Source organism: Gilliamella sp. BG2, from assembly GCF_046635645.1.
GTDB classification, from domain to species: Bacteria; Pseudomonadota; Gammaproteobacteria; order Enterobacterales; family Orbaceae; genus Gilliamella; species Gilliamella bombi.
Genome location: NZ_JBIDFF010000012.1, coordinates 36,976 through 51,147 on the forward strand (window position 1 = coordinate 36,976; position 14,172 = coordinate 51,147).

Sequence of the window (14,172 nt, forward strand, 5' to 3'; positions counted from 1 at the left end):
AATGGTGCATCCGAAGGGATTCGAACCCCTGACCGCCCGGTTCGTAGCCGGGTACTCTATCCAGCTGAGCTACGGATGCATATTTTAATTTATTTAATGGCGGTGAGAGAGGGATTCGAACCCTCGATGCAGCTTTTGACCGCATACTCCCTTAGCAGGGGAGCGCCTTCAGCCTCTCGGCCATCTCACCAATGTATTATGATTTTGCTTTAACAACAAAATCATAATGTGTGGCGCACATATTACGTTTTACAAAAAATAAGTCAAACATTTTTTTGCTTACGCGTGCTAGTTGTTTATTTCCTGCCCAATATTACCCTATGGACTTAGGTATTTCATCATTTGCTTCTTGTGGTTGATGAATTTTGTTATATATTTCTTCCCTATGAATAGAAACTTCTTTAGGTGCATTAATACCTACTCTGACTTGATTTCCCTTCACGCCCAAGATGGTAATAACTACATCATCACCAATTATTAGTGTTTCACCTACTCTCCTAGTTAAAATTAACATTAGATCTCCTAATATCAGTTAAGTATATATCCAAACAATTTTAATATATAGCTTTATCAGCCCCCATCAATAAGACGGGATTTTACAGAAAACTCTAATATTCAATTAACAAATATTTTGAGCCTATCTGGCTAATTTGCTTGTAATTTATTACTGATTTCCTTTTTCACAGAAGATAACGCTTCTGGTAATGCCGAGAGATCCATTCCACCTGCTTGAGCGAAATCAGGTCGCCCACCCCCTTTACCGCCTACTTTTAATGCTAATTGGGAAACCAAATCTCCTGCCTTAACTATATTGACTAAGTCATTGGTTACACCTGCAGCTAAATTGATCTTATCATCATTGACAGCGGCTAAAATTATTACACCTGTCTTTAATTGATTTTTCAGATCATCAATCATAGTCCGTAATAATTTTGCTTCAACATTATCAAGTTTAGCAATTAGTAAATGTTTATCATTGATTTTTTCACATTGATTAAGTAATTGTGCACTTTCTTGGCTAGCTTTCTGTGCTTTTAGTTGTTCAATTGTTCTTTCAAGCTGTTTAGTTTGCTCGATCAATTGCTCAATGCGCACTAAAACTGCCGATTTGTCACTTTTAGTTAGTTGTCCAATTTGAGTTAATAAATTAGATTCATTATGGATCAGATCCATTGCATTTTGCCCTGAAGTTGCCTCAATACGGCGTACACCAGAAGCTATGCTTGATTCTGATATTATTTTAAATAACCCAATATCACCAGTTCTATTTACGTGAGTACCACCACAAAGTTCAATTGAAAAATCGCCCATTGTTAGAACTCTAACGATATCTTCATATTTTTCACCAAATAAAGCCATAGCGCCTTTATCTTTAGCTTTATCAATTGGCATTAGCTCAATATCAACTGGTAAATTACGACGAATCTGTTGATTTACTAAGTTCTCTATTTCAATAATTTGTTCTGGCGTAATGGCTTGATTATGTGAAAAGTCAAAACGTAAATAGCTATCATTAACTAGAGACCCTTTTTGGTGGACATGGCTGCCTAAAATACGTTGTAAAGCCGCTTGTAATAGATGCGTAGCTGAGTGATTACGTCGAATACGTTCACGCAACTCAACATCAATAGCAGCAATGACATTATCACCAACTTTTAAAGAGCCTTTTATAATTTGACCAAAATGACCAATACTTTTACCATATTTTTGGCTATCAAAAACACTAAATTCAAGATTAGCCGCAGTTAGTAAGCCTTTATCACCAATTTGGCCACCAGACTCTCCATAAAATGGTGTTTTGTCTAAAACGACAATAGCTTCATCACCTGCGTTAATATTTTCGACTTTTTGGCCGTTTTTAAATATAGCAATAACTTTTCCTGATGATTCTGTTGCTTGATAACCTAAAAATTCAGTTTTATCATCAAGCTTGATAACATTACTATAATCAACATTAAATGAGCTTGATTCGCGAGCTCGCTTTCGTTGCTCTTCCATGCATTGGTTAAAGCCATCTTCATCGATAGTAATGTTTTTTTCACGACACACATCTGCCGTTAGATCTAATGGAAAACCATAAGTATCATAAAGTTTAAATGCGATATCTCCAGGTAAAACTTTCCCCGTTATTTTGGCTAATTCCTGATCTAATAAAGATAACCCTCGTTCAAGAGTCTTTAAAAATTGCTCTTCTTCAATTTTAAGTGCATCTTCGACTAGTTTTCGATTATTTTCTAATTCAACCGCTGCGCTTCCCATCACATCAATTAATGGTTTAACTAATTTATAAAAGAAAATATCTTTTGCTCCTAGCATGTGCCCATGACGCACTGCGCGTCGAATAATGCGGCGTAGTACATAGCCTCGTCCTTCGTTTGAAGGTAAAACTCCATCTGAAATTAGGAATGCACAAGAGCGGATATGGTCGGCAATAACGCGTAGCGATTTATTTTCTAAATCTTTAGTCTGAATAACGTTAGCAGCATCATTAATTAATTTCTTAAACAGATCTATTTCATAATTAGAGTTGACGTGTTGTAGCACTGCAGCAATACGTTCTAGTCCCATACCAGTATCCACAGATGGCTTAGGTAATGGTTCCATTGTTCCATCGGGATGGCGATTAAATTGCATAAAGACAATATTCCAAATTTCTATAAATCTGTCACCATCTTCTTCTGCGCTACCAGGAGGTCCTCCCCAAATGTGATCACCATGATCATAGAAAATTTCGGTACAAGGACCACAAGGACCGGTATCACCCATCTGCCAAAAGTTATCTGAGGCATACGGAGCACCTTTATTATCACCAATACGAATTATGCGTTCTTTAGGGATGCCGATTTCTTTTTCCCATATTGCATATGCTTCGTCATCTGTCTCATAAACGGTAACGGTTAACTTCTCTTTAGGTAGGTTAAACCACTCTTTGCTGGTCAATAATTCCCATGCAAAATGTATTGCATCATGTTTAAAGTAGTCACCAAAACTAAAGTTTCCTAACATCTCAAAAAATGTATGGTGTCGAGCAGTATAACCAACATTATCTAAATCATTATGTTTTCCACCAGCACGGACGCAACGTTGCGATGTTGTTGCTCTAGTGTAAGAACGCTTATCAACACCAAGGAATACATCTTTAAATTGATTCATTCCAGCATTAGTAAATAATAATGTTGGATCATTGTGTGGAACAAGGGAACTACTTGCGACAACTTCATGTCCTTTGCCACGGAAAAAGTCAAGAAAATTTTGACGAATTTCTGCAGTACTTTTCATTTATGCTTCCATATAAAACGATAGATTTTTAAACATAGTAATATACCCGTTACAACTAAAGTTGAAAAGTAAATCTTCCTAAATTGGAGTGGAGCTAACTAATATTTATTACAAGTAAATAGGGATAAAATAAAAAAAGAATTAATGAGCTTTATTTGTAATAGGCTTTAAATTATATGTTTTGTATTCTAGATATTATAATTATTTAAGTCAATAAATCGTAAGCAGCTTTAATATCATCTTGTGTATAACCTCTAGCAACTAAAAACTGAGTAACTTTTTGTTTTTTATTGTTATTTTCGGGTTTGATTTGTTTTGACTTTTTTAATAATTGTTTATATGCAAGGTTTCCCCAGTTTATATTAGAGGCTTGTAATAACTGACGGCTTAAGTCAACAGATAAACCCCGTTGTTTAAGTTCTATTGCAATTTTATACTTTCCGTAGCCTTTATTGGCACGCATAACAATATAATTTTCAATATAATGGGCGTCATTTATCCAATTTTGATTAATACAATGTTCAATCACATCTTGTATTTCAATTTTTAGTTTAGTCAATTGGTCATGATATTCTTCTTCTGTATTTTGTTGCTTCTTTGCAAAAAAGAATATCATTTTTTGGCTTAGTTCATACGAAGAGTGATCGCGCTGTGCAAGTAATTGCACAGCTTTATTTAGGATTGATTTATTGAGTTTTTTTTCATTATTCAATGCTGTCATTCTCTAATGAAATATCGTCTTCAGGGGCTGTAAAATCTGCTGGACTATTTAGTAATAAATCACGTAGTTTTGTTTCGAGCTCTTTTGCGATTTCAGGATGTTCTTGCAAAAACTTAATTGAGTTAGCTTTACCTTGTCCAACTTTTTCGCCGTTGTAGCTATACCATGCACCAGCTTTATCGACTAACTTATGTTTAACCCCTAAGTCAATCAATTCGCCTTCTTTAGAAATACCACAACCATAAAGAATCTGGAATTCTGCTTGTCTAAAAGGTGCTGCAACTTTATTTTTAACCACTTTAACTCGAGTATCACTACCAATAATATCTTCGCCTTCTTTCACAGAACCTGTGCGACGAATATCAAGGCGAACAGAAGCATAGAATTTTAGTGCATTACCGCCTGTTGTTGTTTCTGGGCTACCAAACATAACACCAATTTTCATACGAATTTGGTTAATAAATACAACTAAACAATTTGCATTTTTGATATTCGCAGTTAGTTTACGTAATGCTTGTGACATTAAGCGAGCTTGTAATCCCATATGAGAATCGCCCATTTCACCCTCAATTTCAGCTTTTGGAGTTAATGCTGCGACTGAGTCAACAATAATAACATCAACAGCACCAGAACGAACCAAAGCGTCGCAAATTTCAAGGGCTTGCTCTCCTGTATCAGGTTGAGAAACTAATAAGTCATCAACTTGAACGCCTAATTTAGCTGCATAAATTGGATCGAGTGCATGTTCAGCATCAATAAATGCACAAGTCTTACCTTCTTTTTGAGCTTGTGCTATGACTGATAAGGTAAGTGTTGTTTTACCAGATGATTCTGGCCCAAAAATTTCAACAATTCGACCCATTGGTAAACCGCCAATACCTAGAGCAATATCAAGACCTAAAGAACCTGTAGATACAGCATCTACATCTAACGTTTGGGTGTCCCCTAAACGCATAATTGAACCTTTACCAAATTGTTTTTCGATTTGACTTAATGCAGCAGAAAGTGCGCGTTGTTTGTTTTCGTTCATATTATAAAATTCCAATGAGTTAGGATTGGTAATATTATACTGTATTGTTATACAGTATCAAGTTTTTTTCTCAACAATTATTTAGTTAACTATGGAAATTAAGACACAAATTTTATGGATGATTTGTTTTATGTAATAATTGAAACTAACAAATGGTGATGAAATATTGATATTCAAGATTAAATTTATTGAATTATTTTGTTAATTTTATAGCTGTGAATTTTTATCAAACCTAAATTAATATTGATTATTTTAGTATAATGAAAAGAATAACGCATTTTATAAAGATTATATTTGATAATAATCAAAACCCACTAATTTAATTTAGTAATACTTTCATAAAAAAATGTCATTTGATATGATTAGCTTTGGAGCTAATATAACCAACTTTTATTCATTAAAATATTTGTTCTTCAAGAAACTATTTAATAATAACTCATTAATTTCATACTCAAATGTTATATTACTCTGAAATATTTATTTAGGTTAAAATATATTTCGAAATAAAGGAAAACAATGACCATTGATAAACAACATTATGTTTTATGCTCACACTGTGATTTGGTCATAGAATTAACTGATATAACAGTAGGGCACAAAGCTGTTTGTCCACGCTGTAATACTACATTAGCTAAAAATAGTAGCAATATGAAATTTAGAGCTGCTATGTATGCAGCTTGTTCATTAATTATGATTATTGTCGCCTGCGGCTTTGTCTTTATTGATATCCGAATTGTAGGAAATTACATTGGCGTTAGCGTATTAGATATTCCTAAGACCCTTTATTTTGATAAATATAGCTATGTTTCAGCGCTTTTTATTTTATTTGTTTTACTTTTCCCTATATTCAATTTATTAATCATCGTCCTGCTTTGCTCCAGAATTCAATTAACAAAATATCGCAAACGCGATCTACTTATTGTTTATGAAAAATTTCAACATTGGTGTATGCCGGAAATCTTTCTTACTGGTGTTTTGGTCAGTTTTGTTAAATTAATGAGTTATGGCAGTATTGGGGTCACTGGTACGTTTTGGGCGTTTTGTCTATTTGTCTTTTTTTATATAAAATCTTTAGTTATTTTCTCGCCTGAAGTAATTTGGAACGAAATTCATCGTAATAACTTTGCTGTTAATTCATTGAAAGTTGGAAAAACAGGAATTAGTCAAAATCTAAAATTATGTAATTGTTGTCAGGCTATATTACCCATACATTATAAAAAATGCCCTCGATGTAAACAAAAAAGTAAAATTAGGGAGCGTGATAAAATACAATGGACTATAGCTTTATTAATTACTTCATTAATTCTTTACATTCCTGCTAATTTATTTGGAATTATGATAACTGTTGTTTTGGGGGCTGCATCAACTTCAAATATCATGGATGGAGTTATTTATATGTGGCAAGCAGGTGATGTACCTGTTGCTCTTGTTATTTTTCTCGCTAGTGTTGTTATACCAATTTTAAAAATTATTTCACTAAGTTGGCTTTGTTATTTTGCATTAGCAGTAAAACGAAAAAATAAGAATAATTGTTTAAAAATGAAAAAATTATATAGTGCAGTTGAGTTTATTGGTAAATGGTCAATGATAGATATATTTGTTGTTTCTGTCGTTTGTTCTTTAGTGAGAAATCAGCAAATGATGGGTGTTTATCCTGATATTGGCGTTACATTCTTTGCAACTGTCGTTATTATCACAATGATTGCATCACAAAAATTTGATCCTCGTTTAATTTGGGATCGTCCGCAAAATAGAAAATAGATTAATAGGAACAATATGGCAACATCAAGTAAATTGGCAAAAATAATTAAAATTAGAGCTATTTCAGCAATATGGATTATTCCCATTGTCACTGCAATTGTTGGTCTATGGATAATCTACTCTCATTATGCTGATAGAGGTACCTCGTTCACATTACTTGCAAAAGACGCAAGTGGCATTGTTGCTGGCAAAACGGTAATTAAAAATCGCAGTGTTGATGTGGGTATAGTCGATGAAGTGACTTTATCTGATGACTACCAGCAAGTGGTTATAAAAGGCCGTGTTTATAGCGATATGGCTCCATTGCTGAAAAATGATTCGATTTTTTGGGTCGTCAAGCCAGAAATTGGTCGTGATGGGGTAACGGGATTAGGTACTATTTTATCGGGTGTCTATATAGAATTAGCCGCAGGGAACGATAATCATAGTTTTCAAAATAAACCTTTTGTGCTTTCTGATGCGCCTCCGTTGTCTGATCCTAGTATCAAAGGTATTCGTCTAAAATTAGAAAGTGAGCAAAATGGTGTGATTCCTCGAGGGGCAGCTATCATGTTTCATGGTTATCGTGTAGGGAATGTGGAGACCTCGGAATTTGATGTTGAATCGCGTAAGATGAAATATCAAATTTTTATTACTAAACCTTATGATGTGTTAGTAACACAAAACGTACGATTTTGGAAAGAAGGAGGTATCAATTTAACTCTTTCATCTCGAGGTGCAAGCCTAGATGTCCCTTCTCTGGATGTATTAATGTCTGGAGGAATTAGTTTTGATTTACCCGAAGGATCCAAATTAGGTGCACCCGCTGAGCAAAATGCAGTTTATACATTATATGAAGATAAAAAATCTATCCAAGATTCGCAATATACTGAATATAAAGAATTCCTTATTATGCTTTCTGATTCTATATCGGGGTTAACAGAGGGAGTACCAGTTGAATATCATGGTATTAGATTAGGAACAGTATCTAAAGTACCATTTTATACCGCTGAAATGTTAGAAAAATCATCAATTTTAAATAAAAGGGTGCCGATATTAATTAGGATAGAGCCTGATCGTTTATCTGAATTAGTTGATGAGAAAATCGATATTGCCGCTTTGATAATGAAAGAACAAAAAAATGGGTTAAGAGCGTCATTAAAAACTTCAAATATGTTTACTGGTGCGCTATATATAGATCTTGATTTTTATCCTGAATTAAAAAATAAGTATGATCCACAACTAGCGAAGCAGTTTGGTTACGATACAATTGAGGCGACTTCGACAGGGATTGCGCAAATTCAGGCAAAAATTATGCAGTTACTTGATAATTTTAATAATTTGCCACTTAACAATACTCTATCGCAGTTCAATCAATCATTAGCTTCAAGTGAACGATTAATGAAATCGTTAAATCGTATTATGGCAAGTAAAGAGATGCAAAATATACCAAAGGATTTACAAAAAACATTACGTTCATTAAATGAAACAATGAAAGAATTACAACCAGGTTCTGAATTAAATAACCAAATGAAAGAGAGTTTACAAAAAGTGCAACAGATGATGGATGAATTAACGCCATTACTTAATACTCTCAATGATAAGAGCAATGCACTGATTTTTTCTGCTCCAGCGAAGAAAGATCAAGAGCCTAAAGCAAAAGGTAAAAAATGATGAACAAAATATATAAAAAGCTACTTACAATCATATTTATGCCATTACTTGCAATATTAGTCGGTTGTTCAGCTAACGACCCAAGTAAAAGCTATTTTCAACTAACTAGTAATTTACCAAGTCCAGTATTGCAAAAAATAAAAACTACCAAATATTTTATTTGGATTGAGTCGGTAGATGTGGTGAGTTTTTTAAATAAACCAGGTATTGTATTACAAACTGATAATATCAAATATGAAACAGCAATGCATCATTTATGGGCTTCAACACTATCTCAGCAATTGCAAGAACGATTGACGCAAGATTTAACGGTCATGTTACCAAATTATTTAGTCTCTAGCAGATCAATTACAACGCCAACATTGACGGTAAAGTTATTTATTGATGGGTTTCATGGAAGCTATACTGGTGATGCGGTGATTAAAGGACGATGGGTTGTTACTGATAGTAAAAATAATATTGAAAGCAAACCATTTGAACGCCATGTTCCTTTAGCAAGTAATGGATATGATGCTTTAGTTAATGCGCTATCTAAAGGTTGGCAGGATGAAGAACTAGACTTTGCAAACTCAATAAAACTTTAATGTCATAATAATATTCCGCCATAATGTTGGCGGAATATATGAATTTAAACGGTAATTGATCTTAATGATCGTTTGAAATGACTAAAAACCTTGTCATCAATTTCTACCCATTTACGAACACTATTGATAAATGCGATTTTATCGGCTTTTAAAAGGTCATCTTTTAAAATCGTTTTTTCTAACAATTGATTGTGATCTAAATAAAATTGTCTCATGGTGCCAGCTAGTAACCCCGATTCTTTTTTAGGGGTAATCCATTGATCATTAATCCGCAATGCGAGGTTACCGTTAACAAATTCAGTTATTTCATTGTGTTGGTTAAAATTAATATATTCTTTTCCTGTAATTAAATTAGGAAAATGCTCCCGATTAGACGTTTTATGATACAAATATACGTTTTGGTTATGAACGTACTGCTTTGCAAATTCGATTTCATTGATCTGCATTGGCGAGTTAATTATATTCTCGCTAATGGTATATAGCCCATTTTTTTGCAGTAAAATTCTGATTTTATAAATATTTTCAATATTTTTATTAGTTGCATTTGCTAACTTAATAAGTTGCAACTTAATTGCATTGATATCATAGTTAAAATCAAAATAATCAGCTGATTGAGAAAGTCTGCTTAAATGTTCTTCCAATAAGAAAAATTGTCCTTTTTCAAGCAATAATGATTCAATGATATATTTGGGAAAAGAAGTAGTGCGAGTTAAAATTGCTGTTTTAGCTAAAATCTCGTTATATTCATCTTGTGAGGTTGAATCCCAAGTGATCCCTCCGCCAACACCATAATGCATTTGTTGATTGTGTATGGTTAAAGTCCGAATTGGGATATTGAATATAGCTTTGTTCATATATGGTTCAATATAACCAATTGTCCCGCAGTAAACTCCACGTGGTGAGTTTTCAATATCTGCAATAATTTGCATTGTACTGGTTTTAGGCGCTCCAGTTATTGATCCACAAGGAAATAGTGCTTGAAAAATATGATATAAATTAACATGTTCTTTCAATTCACCTTGAATCATAGAAGTCAATTGCCAAACGGTTGGATATTTTTCGGCTGAAAATAATTTAGGAACTGTAACTGATCCTGCCTTTGCAACCCGACTTAAATCATTACGTAATAAATCAACAATCATCATATTTTCAGCTTGGTTTTTTTCAGAGAATAATAATTCTAATTGTTGTTTATCTTGGTGATTATTTAAACCGCGCGCAGTTGTTCCTTTCATTGGTTTTGTTGTAATAATTTTATTTTCTAACTTAAAAAATAATTCTGGCGAAATTGATAAAATACAATAATCGTCAAACTCAATATAAGCGCAATAGTCGGCTTGATTGTTCTTTTGTAGAAAGTGGTAATAATTAATAGCACTTTCATTAAATGGAGTAGTAAATTGAATTGTATAGTTGGTTTGATAAGTATTGCCTGATTCAATTTGAGATCGAATAAAGTTAATTTTTTGATTATATTCCTCTCTTGATGTATTGCTTATCAAATCAAAAGTTGGTGGAGTGTAATCACTTATTTCTACATGTTTTTGCTCAATGATAGAAAATTTATCAAAAATACCAAATATCAATAGCGGCAAATCATAATTCTGTTTTGTTTTATTTTCACTATTGAACCCCATTGCGCTTTCATAAGCGAGATATCCAACCGCATAATAGCCTTGTTGTGTGAATTTTTCGATTGAATCAAATTGTTGTTTGATTGTTGAATAATCATCAGACTTTAAAATGGCGATAGGGTTGCAAAAATATTTATGTTGACCTTCAAAGTCGATATGAATTTTCATTTTAGTATTGCTCATGGACAAAATTATGAATCATTTGTAAACCAAATTCGGTTTTAATTGCTTCAGGGTGAAATTGAACAGATTCTATGGGTAACTTTTTGTGACGTAATCCCATAATCAATCCTTGATTGTTTCTTGCTGTTACGATTAATTGAGAGTCTTTAGGTAAAGGATTATCACAAGCAATTAATGAATGATAACGAACCACCGAAAGTGGGCTTTTGATCCCTTTAAACACGCCTTGACCATCGTGCGTTATTTCATCGACTTTTCCATGCATAGGTGTTGGTGCTTTGATGATCTTATAACCATAATATTGAGCAATCGCTTGATGCCCTAAACAAACTCCCAATATTGGGCAAATATGACTAAATTCGGCAATAGTTGCAAGTGATATTCCAGCATTGGTAGGCGATCCCGGACCAGGCGAAATGATAATCTTAGAAAAGCTAATTTCTTTTATTTGTTCAATTGTCATTTCGTCATTTTTAATCACTTTAACTTCTGCGCCAACTTGACACAAATAATTGTGAATATTGAAGGTAAAAGAATCATAATTATCTATTAATAATATCAAAATAGAGTCCATTAATTACATAGCATATTGTTTTTAAAACATTGGCATTTATAACAGCCAAATTCCAGTTATATCCAGAGTTATTATACCGTTAATACAGTTAAAAACAGATATGATTGCCAGTTTGCTATCTTTTTATTTCCTTTTTTATACTGAAACATAGTGTTACCTGAAACTTTTTAACAAAAATTCTCTTTCTCTGTGATAAATCCCACAAAGCCATACAACTCAACTTGTATGGTAGTATTTGTGTTACTTATTACGTTAGCCGAAGCTGGGATTGTCAAAATTTTTTTGCAATAGCTCAACATGAAAACCTATCGGCTATTTTAGAGACTATAAAAATAGTATCAAAACAGAAGAATGAATGGTTTGTTGATTAATCTTCATTAACGATCTGAATTATTATTTTGAATATTTTCTGTAATTATGCCATTTGTTTTTTTGTTGTAGTTTACTCTGGTGCAGGCAATTATTTATTTTTACGTAAATAACCTAAAACGCCAAAACCTTCTATTATCCATTTTCCATCTTTAAAGATTAAAGGAAAAGTTGCTCTACTGCTTGCATTTGGTCCGGGGTTTTGTTGCACAATTTCAATTTCGTTGTCGGTTACTTTACTTATAATGGCAACATGCCCATAATTTGACCAATTAAGGATAATAATATCTTCAACTTTTGGTTTAGTTGGTGAACCATTATGAAACTGTAATAAATTACGTTGACGATTAATTTTTCCATCAACGATTGAAGGGTCAAAGAAATCTTTTGCATGCCCATAGCTATTGGGCATTTTGTGATTGAAGCGTTGATAATAATAGCGTTTGATGAATTCAACACATTGATATTTCAGACCTAAGTTATAGCCGTCTTTAGCAATATTTCTTCCACTTACATTATTGATGCTACCATTATAATAGACTTTCACACCATTAAATTCATCAACGACTTTGCCAATTTTCTGTTTATCAATTTCAACATTAGCAAAAGCACATGAATTAATTGTATAGTAGCTTAATACTGATAATAGCCAAAGTAAAAAAAAACTTTTTTTATATTTTAATAACATATTTATTTCCATTGTTTTAATTATTTATTATTGTTTATTTTATTGAAAAATAAAATTTAGTCGATAAGTAAAAAACTTACTAGTTGCAAGATTATTAATGAATCTAACATTTAACCATGATAAAAAATTATGCTCTGTATTTTCAACCTAAATTAGTATTTCATCATTAAAATTAATATGTTTGAATCTAGGTTATAATAAAATGAGGTCGCAAGATGATTAAGAAAGTTAAGATAAATGTTAGCGGTCGCGTGCAAGGTGTAGGATTTCGTTTTTTTACTTATCAGCAAGCCCAAAAACTGGGTTTAGTTGGTTATGTTCAAAATTTAGATAATGGCGATGTTGAGATTATAGCTCAAGGTGATAGTTTACAAATAAGCAAATTAATAAAATGGATTGAAAATGGCGGTCCTGCATCTTCACGCATTTTACATGTTAATATTTTTGAATTATTACCACAAAACGATTTAACTTCTTTTAATGTTCGATATTAATTTAATAAAAAATAAAGTAGAATAATTAAAATTTTGGCATTCGAAATAATAATTTCTAATTAATGTGAAAAACGTATGTTATGAATAAAAAAAATCTAATCTGTTTTTTACTTCTCATTGTTGTTATCGGTGTTTATTATAATTATCAAAAAGGAGATGAGGTTGTAAATCAATCCACTCTAAATATATCAGATAAGCCGATTTATCAAAGTGATAAAATGTTAACAGATATTTATGACTTATCTGGGGATCTTATTTATAAAATTGAGTCCAGTAATGTAAGGCATTTTGATGACTCAAATAATACTGAATTTGATTTGCCCAATTTTACGTTTTATGAACAGAATCATTCAGCTACATGGCATATTAAAGCAAAGAAAGCAACGTTGACAAAAGATAAACTTCTTTACCTTTATGATGATGTTCAATTAGATAATTTGACACAAGAAGCTCAATTGAAACAAGTAAAAACTGATAATGCCGTGATAGATTTAACTTCACAACTAGTCAAATCAAAAGATCCTGTCATCATTAATGGGGTGGGATTTTATTCAACTGGTATTGGTTTAGCGGGTGATTTACATGCCAAAACGGCTAACATACTTGAAAATGTAAAAACATATTATAATACAGAGGCAAAATAAAACATGAGTTCGCTAAAACAGGTTGTTTTTTCATTAATTTTACTGCTACCAATCTCTTTAAGTAGTTTCGCTAATGAACTTACTTCGCAATCTATAAACTCTAAAGAAGAACATAAAATGTTCGCTGATAATAAACCCATTACGATAGATGCAGATAATCAAAAAATTGATATTGAAAATAATACAATTACATTTATTGGCAATGTTGTTATTATCCAAGAAGGATTAACTATAAAAGCTGATAAAGTGGTTATCACTGACACGCAAGATAAAAATAAGCAAAAAATTACAGCTTATGGTAACCCTGTGAATTATAAACAAATTTTACCAGAAAAAAATAAGATTGTAACGGGTCATTCTTCACAAGTTATTTATGATGTAAAACAAAATAATGTTATTTTACGCGGTCATGCTGAATTATTTCAACAAGATAATCATATTGTTAGTGATCTGATTACATACGATGTCAAAAAACAGCAAATATTAGCCAATCCAGGTAAGAATATGCGAGTAAAAAGCACTATTATCCCAAACCAAGTTAAAGGGATGAACAAATAA

At 32.4% G+C, this 14,172-nt stretch carries 13 protein-coding genes and 2 tRNA genes; 6 read left to right on the forward strand and 9 right to left on the reverse strand.

What is annotated here, in order from left to right; genetic code table 11:
- Positions 1–2: 2 nt before the first annotated feature.
- The 6 genes from ACGH6Q_RS06760 to recA all read right to left on the reverse strand — a co-directional run bounded on the left by ACGH6Q_RS06760 (position 3) and on the right by recA (position 5,030).
- A tRNA-Arg gene (locus ACGH6Q_RS06760) sits at positions 3–79 on the reverse strand.
- 18 nt (positions 80–97) lie between these two features.
- Positions 98–190: transfer RNA gene (locus tag ACGH6Q_RS06765), tRNA-Ser, on the reverse strand.
- Between the two features lie 123 nt (positions 191–313).
- Positions 314–514 (reverse strand): carbon storage regulator CsrA, encoded by a 201-nt coding sequence (csrA, locus tag ACGH6Q_RS06770; protein ID WP_034913196.1) that lies wholly within the window; start codon positions 512–514, stop codon positions 314–316.
- Positions 515–645: 131 nt separating this feature from the next.
- Positions 646–3,279 (reverse strand): alanine--tRNA ligase, encoded by a 2,634-nt coding sequence (gene alaS / locus ACGH6Q_RS06775; protein WP_411592437.1) that lies wholly within the window; start codon positions 3,277–3,279, stop codon positions 646–648.
- Positions 3,280–3,484: 205 nt separating this feature from the next.
- The gene (locus tag ACGH6Q_RS06780; protein ID WP_167370068.1) at positions 3,485–3,991 is read right to left on the reverse strand and encodes a regulatory protein RecX; all 507 of its coding nucleotides are present in this window, start codon (positions 3,989–3,991) and stop codon (positions 3,485–3,487) included.
- Positions 3,984–5,030, reverse strand: a complete 1,047-nt coding sequence (recA, locus tag ACGH6Q_RS06785; RefSeq protein WP_065574897.1) for a recombinase RecA — start codon at positions 5,028–5,030, stop codon at positions 3,984–3,986. The genes ACGH6Q_RS06780 and recA overlap by 8 nt, the downstream gene beginning before the upstream one ends.
- Positions 5,031–5,546: 516 nt before the next feature.
- Here recA and ACGH6Q_RS06790 point away from each other — a divergent pair.
- The 3 genes from ACGH6Q_RS06790 to ACGH6Q_RS06800 are packed head-to-tail and all read left to right on the forward strand — an operon-like array spanning position 5,547 to position 9,028.
- Positions 5,547–6,791: a PqiA/YebS family transporter subunit gene (locus ACGH6Q_RS06790; protein ID WP_085164898.1), complete on the forward strand. Its 1,245-nt coding sequence runs from the start codon at positions 5,547–5,549 to the stop codon at positions 6,789–6,791.
- Positions 6,792–6,806: 15 nt separating this feature from the next.
- Positions 6,807–8,444, forward strand: a complete 1,638-nt coding sequence (gene pqiB, locus ACGH6Q_RS06795; protein ID WP_085164896.1) for an intermembrane transport protein PqiB — start codon at positions 6,807–6,809, stop codon at positions 8,442–8,444.
- On the forward strand, positions 8,441–9,028 hold the full coding sequence (locus tag ACGH6Q_RS06800; protein WP_296301024.1) for a membrane integrity-associated transporter subunit PqiC: 588 nt from the start codon (positions 8,441–8,443) through the stop codon (positions 9,026–9,028). Before pqiB ends, ACGH6Q_RS06800 begins: the two co-directional genes overlap by 4 nt.
- 44 nt (positions 9,029–9,072) lie before the next feature.
- On the opposite strand, the gene pabB is transcribed toward ACGH6Q_RS06800, so the two are convergent.
- The 3 genes from pabB to ACGH6Q_RS06815 form a co-directional block, all read right to left on the reverse strand.
- A complete protein-coding gene (gene pabB / locus ACGH6Q_RS06805; protein WP_411592440.1) occupies positions 9,073–10,830 on the reverse strand; it encodes an aminodeoxychorismate synthase component I in 1,758 nt (585 codons plus the stop codon).
- Position 10,831: 1 nt separating this feature from the next.
- On the reverse strand, positions 10,832–11,407 hold the full coding sequence (locus ACGH6Q_RS06810) for an anthranilate synthase component II (RefSeq protein WP_411592442.1): 576 nt from the start codon (positions 11,405–11,407) through the stop codon (positions 10,832–10,834).
- Positions 11,408–11,879: 472 nt separating this feature from the next.
- The gene (locus tag ACGH6Q_RS06815; RefSeq protein WP_411592443.1) at positions 11,880–12,476 is read right to left on the reverse strand and encodes a CHAP domain-containing protein; all 597 of its coding nucleotides are present in this window, start codon (positions 12,474–12,476) and stop codon (positions 11,880–11,882) included.
- A gap of 215 nt (positions 12,477–12,691) precedes the next feature.
- Between ACGH6Q_RS06815 and yccX the strand changes: the two genes are divergently transcribed.
- The 3 genes from yccX to lptA all read left to right on the forward strand — a co-directional run bounded on the left by yccX (position 12,692) and on the right by lptA (position 14,172).
- Positions 12,692–12,970 carry an acylphosphatase gene (gene yccX / locus ACGH6Q_RS06820; protein WP_141671669.1) on the forward strand — a complete coding sequence of 93 codons (279 nt, stop codon included), beginning with the start codon at positions 12,692–12,694 and terminating at the stop codon, positions 12,968–12,970.
- Between the two features lie 80 nt (positions 12,971–13,050).
- Positions 13,051–13,614 carry an LPS export ABC transporter periplasmic protein LptC gene (gene lptC, locus ACGH6Q_RS06825; RefSeq protein ID WP_034913230.1) on the forward strand — a complete coding sequence of 188 codons (564 nt, stop codon included), beginning with the start codon at positions 13,051–13,053 and terminating at the stop codon, positions 13,612–13,614.
- 3 nt (positions 13,615–13,617) lie between these two features.
- A complete protein-coding gene (gene lptA / locus ACGH6Q_RS06830) occupies positions 13,618–14,172 on the forward strand; it encodes a lipopolysaccharide transport periplasmic protein LptA (RefSeq protein WP_034913233.1) in 555 nt (184 codons plus the stop codon).

What these genes read in the sequence shown, in the direction of transcription:
- pabB (WP_411592440.1), bottom strand. Translation starts at nt 10,830, where the DNA reads ATGAAAATTCATATCGACTTTGAAGGTCAACATAAATATTTTTGCAAC.
- recA (WP_065574897.1), bottom strand. Translation starts at nt 5,030, where the DNA reads ATGAACGAAAACAAACAACGCGCACTTTCTGCTGCATTAAGTCAAATC.
- ACGH6Q_RS06790 (WP_085164898.1), top strand. Translation starts at nt 5,547, where the DNA reads ATGACCATTGATAAACAACATTATGTTTTATGCTCACACTGTGATTTG.
- ACGH6Q_RS06800 (WP_296301024.1), top strand. Translation starts at nt 8,441, where the DNA reads ATGATGAACAAAATATATAAAAAGCTACTTACAATCATATTTATGCCA.
- ACGH6Q_RS06815 (WP_411592443.1), bottom strand. Translation starts at nt 12,476, where the DNA reads ATGTTATTAAAATATAAAAAAAGTTTTTTTTTACTTTGGCTATTATCA.
- lptA (WP_034913233.1), top strand. Translation starts at nt 13,618, where the DNA reads ATGAGTTCGCTAAAACAGGTTGTTTTTTCATTAATTTTACTGCTACCA.
- csrA (WP_034913196.1), bottom strand. Translation starts at nt 514, where the DNA reads ATGTTAATTTTAACTAGGAGAGTAGGTGAAACACTAATAATTGGTGAT.
- pqiB (WP_085164896.1), top strand. Translation starts at nt 6,807, where the DNA reads ATGGCAACATCAAGTAAATTGGCAAAAATAATTAAAATTAGAGCTATT.
- alaS (WP_411592437.1), bottom strand. Translation starts at nt 3,279, where the DNA reads ATGAAAAGTACTGCAGAAATTCGTCAAAATTTTCTTGACTTTTTCCGT.
- yccX (WP_141671669.1), top strand. Translation starts at nt 12,692, where the DNA reads ATGATTAAGAAAGTTAAGATAAATGTTAGCGGTCGCGTGCAAGGTGTA.
- lptC (WP_034913230.1), top strand. Translation starts at nt 13,051, where the DNA reads ATGAATAAAAAAAATCTAATCTGTTTTTTACTTCTCATTGTTGTTATC.